Here is a 10,995-nt window from a genome sequence, read left to right on the forward strand (position 1 = left end):
GGCCGGTGCGGGGGGCGCGGGGGCCGGGGTGGAAGGCGCGGGGGCCGGGGCGGACGGGACGCCGAAGGCGGGTGGCGCCGAGGCCTGGGCGGGCGGGGCGAAACCGGGCGCGGCACCTGTCTGGGGCTGCTGCGGGGCGGGCGCGGGCTCCTCCTCCGCGACCTCACCGCCGAAGTTCTTCAGCAGGGCGTCCAGACCGCCGTCGAACCCCTGTCCGACGGCCGCGAAGCGCCATACGTCCTTCAGGTAGAAGTCGCCGAGCATCACGGCGCGCTCGGTGGAGAACTCCGAGCCGTCGAAGGCGTACCGGGCCACTTCCTCGCCGCCCGCGACGATCCGGATGTACCCGGGGTTGATCTGCGACATCTGCCCCGCGCCGTCGATCGTCGCGGTGAACGACAGCTTCTGGATCTGCGCGGGGATCCTGTCGAGCGTGACCCGGAAGGACTCCGTGTCGCCCGCCTGGGCGCCGAGCAGCTGGACGGCCTCCTCGGGGGACTTCGGCTGGTTGAAGAAGACGAAGTACCGGTCGTCCGAGAGCCGCTCGTCGGCGTCGAGTCCGAAACAGCTGATGTCGAAGGTCAGCCCGGGGGCGGAGATCTGCACGCCTACGTACAGATCCGTGCCCGCGGTGAGGTCACTGATCCTGGCCTTGTGGCCGCGTTGGAATTCCCTGGCCATGCGTAACGACCGTCCCCCATCCCGAGTGCGAGTGCGTCGCGCCAGGCTAACGGCAAACTCCGACACCGGACGATGTCGGTACAGACCCGGTACACAACCGTGGGGTCAGCGCGCGCCGGGCAGATGCGGCAGCCGTTCGGCGGCGACCACGCCCTCCAGATAGCCTCGCGCTCGCTCGGTGCGCGGGTAGCCCTCCAGCAGCCGCCAGAAGCGGGGGCCGTGGCCGGGCACCAGCAGGTGTGCCAGTTCGTGCAGGAGCACGTAGTCGACGACGTACTCGGGCATCCCCTGCAAGCGGTGCGACAGCCGGATGCTGCCCTCGGCCGGGGTGCAGGAGCCCCAGCGCGTGTTCTGGTTGGTGACCCAGCGCACCGAGCTGGGGCGGGCCCGGCCGTCGAAGTACTGCGCCGACAGCCGCTGGGCGCGCTCGGCCAGCTCGGCGTCGCCGAGCACCCGTTTACTCTCCTGGGCGGCCAGTTTGTCGAGCATGACGTTCACCCAGCGTTGCTCCTCCGCCTCGGACATCCGGGCGGGAATGAGCACGACGGTGCGATCGCCCTCGCGATACGCGGAGACCGTCCTGCGTCGACGCGCACTTCTGCGCACCTCGATCGCGCTCGTCCCCGAGCCGCTGGGCGGCGGGCTCGTCGTGCTGCGCTGTGGCGTTCCGGCACGGTGCAGTGGGTCGGCGGACACGCCCCGACGTTACCCGCTGCACATGGGGGAAGTCCCGACTCCGGGACGGTTCCGTTCCGATCCCTCACCGGCCGTTTGATTTGTACGACTGGTGCGCGCCACCCGCCGAGGCGCACATCACACCAATTTGTATGACGAATGCTCCCGCCTGTGGACAAGCTCCAGCAAGCCACCGTCGGCGCCGGGCATGCTGGCCCGGCGACCACGACTTTCCCCGCGACCGGGGACATGAGTTCGGGATACGGGGGGACTGTCATGCATCCGATCGTGAAGCCCGCGCTGCGGCGCGGCTGGCGCGACCTCAACACCGTCCAGTTCGGGATGACACCGGCGCACGCGCTGACCCTGGGCCCGATGGACCTCGCCACGGGCAGCTTCCTCGACCTCCTCAACGGCACCCGCGGGATGGCCCTGCTGCGTGACGAGGGCCGGCGCATGGACCTGCCGGACGGGCATGTGGACGCCCTGGTGGACCGGCTGGCCGGGGCCGGGCTGCTCGACGACGCGCGGGGCGGCGGCCCGGCCGCGGACGCTCTGCGCGAGAGGAAGGAGGTCCTCGGCCGGCTCCGCCCCGACCTCGCCTCCCTCTCCCTGACCGGGTCCGAGCCGGGTGACGCGATGCGACGGCTGGCGGCCCGCCGCTCCCTGCGGGTGCAGGTGCGGGGCGCGGGCCGGGTCGGCGGCACGCTGGCCGCGCTGCTGTCGGCCGCGGGCGTCGGCGAGGTCGACGTGCGCGACGGCGGCTGCGTGGAGCCGTGGGACGTGGCGCCGGGCGGCCTGCCCGCCGAGGCCGTCGGCGAGCGCCGCGACGAGGCCGCCCGGCGGGCCGTGCGCCGCGCCGCCCCGGACCGCCCACCGCGCCGCACTCCCCAGTCACCGCCCGAGGACGGCGGCCCGGGCCGTCAGCTGGTGATCCTCGCCCCACGCGACGACGTCGCCGTTCACGCCCCGCCCCCGACCGTGGCGGAACCGCTGATCGCCTCCGGCACACCCCATCTGTACGCCGGTGTCGTCGAGGGCACCGGAGTGGTCGGCCCGCTGGTCCTGCCCGGCGAGACCGCCTGCGCGGGGTGTCTGCACGAGGGACGCACGGACCGCGACCCCGCCTGGCCCCGGCTGGTCGCACAGTGGCGCTCCGGGCGGCAGCCGCAGGTCCGGCCCTGCGATGTGACACTGGCCACCACCGTCGCCGGGCTGGCCGCCGCGCACGCCCTCGCCTTCCTCGACGGCCGGACGCCTACGAGCGCGGGCGCCCGCTGGGAGGTGTCCCTGCCCGGTCTGCACTGGCATGCCCGGCCCGTTTGGGCCCACCCGGCATGCCCGTGCCGGGCCGCGGAGAAAGTCAAGGAAGGAGCCGAGGGGAGAGCCGAGGGGAGGCGGCCCTCCAAGGACGAGGAGTCGCACGAGACAATGGCGGTGCAACGGTCGTCAACGGAGGTATGCCGTAGGGCAGGCGCGGCGCGGCCGGCTGGCACTTGGAGGGCGCATGTCTGATCTTCCCCGCAAGGCGGTCACCCGGACCGCCAAGCTGGCCGCGCTCCCGCTCGGCTTCGCCGGGCGGGCGACCTGGGGACTCGGCAAGAGAATCGTCGGCGAGTCCGCGGAACTCGTCGGCCGCGAGCTGCAACAGCGCACCGCGGAGCAGCTGTTCAAGGTGCTCGGCGAGCTGAAGGGCGGTGCGATGAAGTTCGGGCAGGCCCTGTCCGTGTTCGAGTCGGCGCTGCCCGAGGAGGTCGCCGGGCCCTACCGGGCGGCCCTGACGAAGCTCCAGGAGGCGGCGCCCCCGATGCCGACGCGCACGGTGCACTCCGTGCTCGCGGAGCGGCTCGGGGAGGACTGGCGCGAGCTGTTCGAGGAGTTCGAGGACAAGCCCGCGGCCGCGGCCTCGATCGGCCAGGTGCACCGGGGCGTGTGGCACGACGGGCGTGAGGTCGCGGTCAAGGTCCAGTACCCGGGCGCGGGCGAGGCCCTGCTGTCGGACCTGAACCAGCTGAGCCGCTTCGCCCGCCTCCTGGGCCCGCTGGTGCCCGGTGTGGACGTCAAGCCGTTGATCACCGAGCTGAAGGACCGTGTCTCCGAGGAACTCGACTACGGTCTGGAGGCTCAGGCGCAGGAGGTCCACGCGGAGGAGTTCGCCGACGATCCGGACGTCGTGGTGCCCGCCGTGGTCCATCAGTGCGACCAGGTCCTGATCACCGAGTGGATCGAGGGCATCCCGCTGTCCGAGATCATCTCGGACGGCACCCAGGAGCAGCGGGACCGCGCCGGGCAGCTGCTGGCCCGGTTCCTGTTCTCCGGCCCCGCCCGCACCGGACTGCTGCACGCCGATCCGCACCCGGGGAATTTCCGGCTGCTGCCCGGCGGCCCGGACGGCGAGGACGACGGGCGCCTGGGCGTCCTGGACTTCGGCACGGTCGACCGGCTCCCCGCGGGACTGCCGACCCCGATCGGCGAGTCGCTGCGGATGACCCTGGACGGCGAGGCGGAGGCCGTCTACGAGCTGCTGTGCGCGGAGGGGTTCGTCAAGGAGACGATAGAGCTGGACCCGGACGCGGTCCTCGACTACCTCCTGCCGATCATCGAACCGGCCCATGTCGACGAGTTCACCTTCACCCGTGGCTGGATGCGCAGTCAGGCGGCCCGGATCGCCGATCCCCGCTCCCCCGCCTACCAGTTGGGCAAGCAGCTCAACCTCCCCCCGGCCTATCTCCTGATCCACCGGGTCACCCTCAGCACGATCGGTGTCCTGTGCCAGCTCGGCGCGACCGTACGGCTGCGGGAGGAGCTGGAGGAGTGGCTTCCGGGCTTCGTTCCCCTGGAGGAGGAGCTGGAGGAGGCCCTGGACGAAGGGCTGGAGGACGACGACGTGGCGGGGCCCGAGGAGTCGGTGGCCGGGGCCTGAGCCGGCCGCGCGGTACCGGGCGGATCCGCGTCGGGCGCCCGGGCCGGTCACAACGGCGCGGGGGCCGGTCCGTCGGACGGACCGGCCCCCGCGGGGTGTCTCCCGGCTACTGCATGACCGCGATGGCCAGCGCGCGGCGGGCGCGGCGCGAGGCGCGCTCGGCCCGGCGCTGCATCCTGCGGGCGGCCACCAGGTTCATGGCCTGGCGCTCCTGCCTCGCCTCACGCAGCCGGTCGTGCATATGCGCACGAGCCAGGGCTTCTGGGATGAGTTGCATCTCTCGGGTCCTGTTCTGACGCGAGTCGTTCGCGCCGGTGGTGGTGACGTCTGGGGTCGCGGAGCCGGTGGGCTCGTTGGCGGACGGCTTCATCGGGGCCTGCTTCTGGGGGTCGTGCGTGAGGGGGCGATCGATCGTTCCTGCGGTGTTCATGCCGTGACCGGGTTCTTGCGCGGGCGGCCACGGGGCCGCTTCCGGGCGACGACAACACCCTGGACGAACAGCTCGCCACCCCAGACGCCCCAGGGCTCCCGCCGCTCCTTGGCGCCGGCGAGGCAGGCCTCCATCAGCGGGCAGGTGCGGCAGAGGGACTTGGCGTACTCGACATCCGCCGGCGACTCCGCGAAGAAGACCTCCGGGTCGTAGGAACGGCAGGGGACGGGCACGCCGAGGTTCTCGATGGCGTCGTCGAGCGCGGTGAGCGCGGTGAGCGGGGTCAAGGTGGGGTCCTCCGTGGGGCCGGGCTTGGGGATCGTGTCGGAAGGCGGTACGGACGGGGCGTGCGCTTCGAGTTGCACGGTTCGTCTTCCTCGTCTGGTCGTTCCGGTCGGGTGTGACCGGGTGGCGGCTGGTACCGGGTTCTTCTTGTCCCGAGGCCCCTTCGCTCTGCTCTCCCGTTTGAGGGAAAACAGAAGGGCCGCGGATCCCGGATGGGGTTCCGCGGCCCTGAAGGCGCCGGCCTGATCGGCGATCAGGCTGGATCACTCCAGGGTTCTGGCCCACGGAAGGCCCACATCTGGTGGTGCTGCGTCGTCTGCTTCCGGACTCCGGCACCGGTCGCCGTAAAGGCATAGGCCTGCGCCTGTGCCACTACTGCCGCTTCCAGTGCCTTGGTCGGTCGCTCATTGCGCTCTCGCACGGGAAGACCCGCGAGAGGCAGGGCGGACGCCGGACGGACGGCACGAATGCCGGACAGACCGGTGCCCGGGATCGAGGCGCCGAGCATGCACAGGGAGACGGCCGAGCGATCGGTCATTTTGGCCGCGCTGCTGAAGCTGGTGTTGATGCTGATCACTGGACTCGCCTCCTCTCGGCGTCTCAAGGACTGGTGAACCAGTCCAACGGATATGCAAGTACAACACGGAATCAGGGCCTCAGGAAGGCCGCTGTTCCCGTGGCTAAGAACCTATGGGGATTCCTGGGGCATGCGCAAACTATTTTTTCGACGAGTTCACATCAGTCCGTTTCGTCCTCGCTCACAGGGTCCTGGCCTGCGCAGATGGCCAGGACATCGGCTCCGTAGCGGTTGAGCTTGCGCACACCGACGCCGGGGATGCGGGCCAGCTCGCCCGCGTCGTCCGGGACGGCCTCGGCGATGGCCACCAGCGTCTTGTCGGTGAAGACGCACCAGTCGGGCTGACCGCTGCGCCGGGCCTGCGCCGCCCGCCACTCCCGCAGGCGCTCGTAGAGCCCCTCGTCCATGTCGGACGGGCAGTCCTCACAACGCATCAGCTTCATCTCACCGGCGTCGGTGAGGGTGCGCCCGCAGACCCGGCAGCGGGCGGGGGCACGCTGCTTGCGCCGGGGGGCCGCGACGGCACGCTCGGACATCCCGCGCCGGACGCTCCCGGAGGCTCCGGCGGCGGTGCGGCCCGGACCGGAGCCGGAGCCGGGGCGCAGTCCCTGGAGGAACCGGCTGGGACGACGGTTGGGGCGGCCACCGGGTGCGCGGGACAGCGCCCAGGAGACATGGAGGTGGGAGCGGGCGCGGGTGACCCCGACGTAGAGCAGGCGACGTTCCTCTTCTATCTGCTCGTCGGTCCTGGCGTAGCTGATCGGCATCATGCCCTCGGCGACGCCGACCAGGAAGACGGCGTCCCACTCCAGGCCCTTGGCCGAGTGCAGGGAGGCGAGGGTGACGCCCTGCACGGTCGGGGCGTGCTGGGCGCCCGCCCGTTCGTCGAGTTCGGCGACGAGGTCTCCGAGGGTGGCGCCGGGCCGGGCGGCGGCGAAGTCCTGGGCGAGGTTGACGAGTGCGGCGAGGGACTCCCAGCGCTCCCTGACGGCACCGGATCCGGCGGGTGGCTGCGGGGTCCACCCCTCTCCGGAGAGCACCGCCCGGACCTGGGAGGGCAGGTCGACGGCCTCGTCGAGCAGCGCGTCGTTGCCGCCGAAGCGGGCGGCGCCGCGCAGGGCGATGCCCGCCTTGCGCACCTCGGGCCGGTCGAAGAACCGCTCGGCGCCGCGCAGCTGATACGGGATGCCCGCGTCGGCGAGGGCCTGTTCGTAGGTCTCGGACTGGGCGTTGGTGCGGTACAGGACGGCGATCTCGCTCGCCGGGACGCCGGCGTCGAGGAGGGCGCGGATACGGTGCGCGGCGCCCTCGGCCTCGGCGGGCTCGTCGGTGTACTCGGTGTAGACGGGGTCGGGGCCGGGGTCGCGCTGGGAGACGAGTTCCAGCCGGTGGTCGGCGGCCCGGCCGCGGGCCTGGGAGAGCAGTCCGTTGGCGAGGTGGACGACCTGGGGGGTGGAGCGGTAGTCGCGGACCAGTTTGACGACGGTGGCCTTCGGATGGCGGACGCGGAAGTCGAGCAGATGGTCCGGGGTTGCGCCGGTGAACGAGTAGATCGTCTGGCTGGCGTCGCCGACGACGCAGACGTCGTCCCGCTCGCCGAGCCACAGATCCAGCAGGCGCTGCTGGAGGGGGCTGACGTCCTGGTACTCGTCGACCACGAAGTGCTGGTACTGGGCGCGGACCTGTTCGGCGACGTCATGCCGGTCCTGGAGGATGGCGACGGTCAGCAGCAGCACGTCCTCGAAGTCGATGACCGCGCGGTCGCGCTTGAGGTCCTCGTAGGCGGCGTAGAGCTGGGCGATCTCTGCCGGGGCACGGGGGGCTTCCCGCTCGGCCTTCGCGGCTGCGAGCGGGTAGTCGGCGGGGACGGTCTGGGTGACCTTGGACCATTCGATCTCGGCGGTGACGTCGCGCAGCTCCCCCCGGTCCAGGCGGATCCGGCAGGCGGCGGCCGCGTCGGCCACCAGCTGGATCTTGCGGTCGACGAGCCGGGGCATGGAGCCGCCGATGGCTTTCGGCCAGAAGTACTGGAGCTGGCGCAGGGCGGCGGAGTGGAACGTGCGGGCCTGGACTCCGGCGGCGCCGAGCTGACGGAGGCGGCCGCGCATCTCACCCGCGGCCCGGTTGGTGAAGGTGACGGCGAGCACGCTGGAGGGCGGCAGGATACCGGCGCGCACCCCGTAGGCGATGCGGTGGGTGATCGCGCGGGTCTTGCCCGTACCGGCACCGGCCAGGACGCACACCGGGCCGTGCAGCGCGGTGGCGACCTCGCGCTGCTCGGGGTCGAGCCCTTCGAGCACCGCGTCGGCCGAGTCCGGTACCTGCGGGAAGAGGGTGGAATGCGTTGCTGCTGTCACACCGCCATGCTGCCAGGTCGAGAGAGGCTGCTGAGCCGGTTGTCCACAGGCGGGCCCTCGCAGTCGTACTAATGCGGCAGGCGTCACGTGCGGGTGCCGCCGCAGGGATACCCCGGGCGGGAATGGTGACCGGGTCGGATACGTTCCCTCTCTGCGACGACCGCACTTGTATGCGAGCCGCGTGACACGAGCCGCCGAAGGAGAGCGAAAGACATGCTGGGTTCTGTGACGATGTACAGCACCACGTGGTGTGGCTACTGCCGCCGGCTGAAGAGCCAGCTGGACCGCGAGGGCATCGCGTACACCGAGATCAACATCGAGCAGGACCCGGAGTCCGCGAAGTTCGTGGAGAAGGCGAACGGCGGCAACCAGACCGTGCCCACGGTCCGGGTCACCCCCACCGAGGGCGGCTCCGAGGTCGTGATGACGAACCCGAGCCTGGCCCAGGTGAAGCAGGCGCTCGGCGCCTGACCCCGAGCGGCACAGGAAAGCCCCGGCCGGCCGGCCGGGGCTTTCCTGTGCCGTGCCGGAGGCGTCAGACGAAGCCCCGCGTCGGCAGCGGCTTGCCGTACCACAGCTCGATGAGGCGGGCGGCGATGGAGATGCCGTACGGCGGCAGCACCTCGCCGCTCTCGAAGGCGGCGCGCAGTTCGTCGCGGGAGAACCAGCGGGCCTCGTGGATCTCGTCACCGTCGACGTCGACGTCGGTGGAGGTGGCGCGGGCCATGAAGCCCAGCATCAGGCTGGACGGGAAGGGCCACGGCTGGCTGGCGACGTACTCGACCTGCCCGACCGTGATCCCGGCCTCCTCGAAGACCTCCCTGCGGACCGACTGCTCGATCGACTCCCCGGGCTCGACGAAACCGGCCAGCGTGGAGAAGCGGCCCTCGGGCCAATGGACCTGACGGCCGAGGAGGATGCGGTCGTCCTCGTCGGTGACGGCCATGATCACCGCGGGGTCGGTGCGCGGGTAGTGCTCGGCGCCGCAGGCGGGGCAGCGGCGGATGTGTCCGGCGGCGGCGATGACGGTGCGTTCGCCGCAGCGGGAGCAGAAGCGGTGGGTGCGCTGCCAGTTCTCCAGGCCGACCGCGTGGACCATCAGGCCCGCGTCGCGCGGGGAGAGCAGCAGACCGGCCTCGCGCAGGCCCGCGGGGCGCGCGGACTGGTCGATGCGGCCGGGCAGCGCGTCCTTCTGGAGGGCGAAGTAGCTGACGCCGTCCTCGTCGTTGCCGAGGAAGTAGCGGTGCGCCTCGGTGAGGGGGGCCTCGAAGGAGGGGGTCATGACGAGTTCGGTGCGCCCGTCGGGTGTCTCGTCGATGAGGACCTGACCGCCGGAGACCACGAAGCAGCGGGTGGAGGGGTGGCTCCACGCCGCCGCGAGCCAGGCCTCGTCGAGCCGGTGGTGGGCGGCGCGGTCGATGCCGCTCGGGGCGGTGAGCGAGATGGGTCGGTCGGCGGTGTGGTCGGTCCAGGTGGTCACGGGTGCTTCCATCTCCCCCGGTGGAACGGTTGTTTCGGCGGCGGTTCAGCGGGTCGTACGGCGGGTGGCGACCGGGTGCGGGGTTCCCTGGTGCGGTGCTCCGTGGGGCGGGTCGGTCCTTCCAGTGTGCCCCGTACGGGTGACCGCTTTGGACGGTACGAGGTGGTCAGGGCGCATGACGCCAGTTCTCAGCCAGGTCGCCCCACAGGTGGGCCGAGGTCTCGACGCCCTTGAGGAGGAGGTCGAGTTCCACCTTCTCGTTCGGGGCGTGCCAGCCGTCGGACGGGACCGAGATACCCAGGAAGAGCACGGGTGCGCCGAGGACCTCCTGGAGGTCGGCGGCGGGTCCCGAGCCGCCCTCGCGGGTGAAGCGGACGGGCGCCTCGAAGGCGCGGCCCATGGCGCGGGCCACGGACTGGAGTGCGGGGTGGTCGAGCGGGGTCAGGCAGGGGCGGGTGGCGGCGCCGAAGGTGATCTCGCAGCGGATGCCGTCGGGCACCTGGGTGGCCGCCCACGCGCGGACGGCCCGCTCGATGTGGTCGGGGTCCTGGCCCGCGACCAGGCGGAACGACAGCTTCACCATGGCGCTGGACGGGATGATCGTCTTGCTCCCGGGGCCCTGGTAGCCGCCGCCGATGCCGTTGACCTCGGCGGTGGGGCGGGCCCAGACGCGCTCCAGGGTGGTGTGCCCGGCCTCGCCGTGGGTGGCGTACGACTTGGCGGTGCGCAGCCACTGCCGCTCGTCGAAGGGCAGCTCGGCGAAGAGTTCGCGTTCGCGGTCGGTGAGTTCGACGACGCCGTCGTAGAAGCCGGGGACGGCCACGCGCGCGTGCTCGTCGTGCAGGGCGGCGACGAGGCGGGCGGCGGCGGTCGCGGGGTTGGGGACGGCGCCGCCGAACGATCCGGAGTGGATGTCCTGGTCGGGGCCGTAGAGCCGGATCTCGCACTCGGCGAGGCCCCGCATGCCCGTGCACACCGTCGGGGTGTCCTCGGACCACATGCCGGTGTCGGAGACGATCACGGCGTCGGCGGCGAGCCGGTCCGCGTGCTCCTCGACGAGGGCCCTGAAGTGCGGCGAACCGGACTCCTCCTCGCCCTCGACGAGCAGCTTCAGGTGGACGGCCGGGGTGGTGCGGCCAGTGGTGGCGAGGTGGGCGCGGACGCCGAGTGTGTGGAAGAACACCTGCCCCTTGTCGTCGGCCGCCCCGCGCGCGTGGAGGCGGTTTCCCCGGACGACGGGTTCGAAGGGGTCGCTGTCCCATCCGTCCTCGCGGGCGGCGGGCTGCACGTCGTGGTGCCCGTAGACGAGGACCGTGGGCGCCTCGGGGTCGTCGGAGGGCCACTCCGCGTAGACGGCGGGGGCTCCGGGGGTCGGCCACACCTCCACGGTGGGGAAGCCGGTCTCCTTGAGCTTGGCGGCGAGCCAGTCGGCGCTGCGGCGGACGTCCGGGGCGTGCTCGGGCTGGGCCGACACGGACGGGATGCGCAGCCAGGCGGCGAGATCGTCGAGGAAGGCGGCACGGTGCTGCTCGACGTACGTACGGACGGCGCTGACGGCACTGTCAACGGTGTGGCTCATGGTCACGA

General features: G+C 72.0%; 11 protein-coding genes. 3 read left to right on the forward strand and 8 right to left on the reverse strand.

The genetic code is table 11. The annotated features are described in order from the left end of the window. Both KBY47_RS32890 and KBY47_RS32895 read right to left on the reverse strand, forming a co-directional pair. Positions 1-681: TerD family protein (locus KBY47_RS32890; protein ID WP_210927724.1), on the reverse strand; the 681-nt coding region annotated here is incomplete at its 3' end. Between the two features lie 105 nt (positions 682-786). Then, entirely contained in the window at positions 787-1,377 is a 591-nt protein-coding gene (locus KBY47_RS32895; RefSeq protein WP_210927726.1) for a M48 family metallopeptidase, read from the reverse strand. Positions 1,378-1,632: 255 nt separating this feature from the next. On the opposite strand from KBY47_RS32895, the gene KBY47_RS32900 reads away from it, so the two are divergent. Further along, a complete protein-coding gene (locus KBY47_RS32900; RefSeq protein ID WP_210927728.1) occupies positions 1,633-2,871 on the forward strand; it encodes a ThiF family adenylyltransferase in 1,239 nt (412 codons plus the stop codon). Continuing rightward, the gene (locus tag KBY47_RS32905; protein ID WP_210927730.1) at positions 2,864-4,279 is read left to right on the forward strand and encodes an AarF/ABC1/UbiB kinase family protein; all 1,416 of its coding nucleotides are present in this window, start codon (positions 2,864-2,866) and stop codon (positions 4,277-4,279) included. The genes KBY47_RS32900 and KBY47_RS32905 overlap by 8 nt, the downstream gene beginning before the upstream one ends. 106 nt (positions 4,280-4,385) lie before the next feature. Here KBY47_RS32905 and KBY47_RS32910 read toward each other — a convergent pair whose 3' ends face one another. From KBY47_RS32910 to KBY47_RS32925, 4 genes are all read right to left on the reverse strand, one after another. Further along, positions 4,386-4,709, reverse strand: coding sequence for a hypothetical protein (locus KBY47_RS32910; protein WP_210927732.1), 324 nt, complete (start codon positions 4,707-4,709; stop codon positions 4,386-4,388). Continuing rightward, positions 4,706-5,074, reverse strand: coding sequence for a WhiB family transcriptional regulator (locus tag KBY47_RS32915; RefSeq protein WP_210927734.1), 369 nt, complete (start codon positions 5,072-5,074; stop codon positions 4,706-4,708). The genes KBY47_RS32910 and KBY47_RS32915 overlap by 4 nt, the downstream gene beginning before the upstream one ends. 173 nt (positions 5,075-5,247) lie before the next feature. After that, the gene (locus tag KBY47_RS32920) at positions 5,248-5,571 is read right to left on the reverse strand and encodes a hypothetical protein (RefSeq protein WP_210927736.1); all 324 of its coding nucleotides are present in this window, start codon (positions 5,569-5,571) and stop codon (positions 5,248-5,250) included. Positions 5,572-5,732: 161 nt separating this feature from the next. After that, positions 5,733-7,928: an ATP-dependent DNA helicase UvrD2 gene (locus KBY47_RS32925; RefSeq protein ID WP_308405380.1), complete on the reverse strand. Its 2,196-nt coding sequence runs from the start codon at positions 7,926-7,928 to the stop codon at positions 5,733-5,735. A gap of 213 nt (positions 7,929-8,141) precedes the next feature. On the opposite strand from KBY47_RS32925, the gene KBY47_RS32930 reads away from it, so the two are divergent. Further along, entirely contained in the window at positions 8,142-8,399 is a 258-nt protein-coding gene (locus KBY47_RS32930) for a mycoredoxin (protein ID WP_210927740.1), read from the forward strand. Between the two features lie 64 nt (positions 8,400-8,463). Here the strand turns inward: KBY47_RS32930 and nudC are convergent, their stop codons facing one another. Both nudC and KBY47_RS32940 read right to left on the reverse strand, forming a co-directional pair. After that, positions 8,464-9,408 carry an NAD(+) diphosphatase gene (gene nudC / locus KBY47_RS32935; protein WP_210927743.1) on the reverse strand — a complete coding sequence of 315 codons (945 nt, stop codon included), beginning with the start codon at positions 9,406-9,408 and terminating at the stop codon, positions 8,464-8,466. A gap of 166 nt (positions 9,409-9,574) precedes the next feature. Then, positions 9,575-10,987, reverse strand: coding sequence for a dipeptidase (locus KBY47_RS32940; protein ID WP_210927746.1), 1,413 nt, complete (start codon positions 10,985-10,987; stop codon positions 9,575-9,577). Positions 10,988-10,995 lie beyond the last annotated feature (8 nt).

Source organism: Streptomyces sp. B93 (assembly GCF_018070565.1).
In the GTDB taxonomy this organism is placed as follows: Bacteria; Actinomycetota; Actinomycetes; order Streptomycetales; family Streptomycetaceae; genus Streptomyces.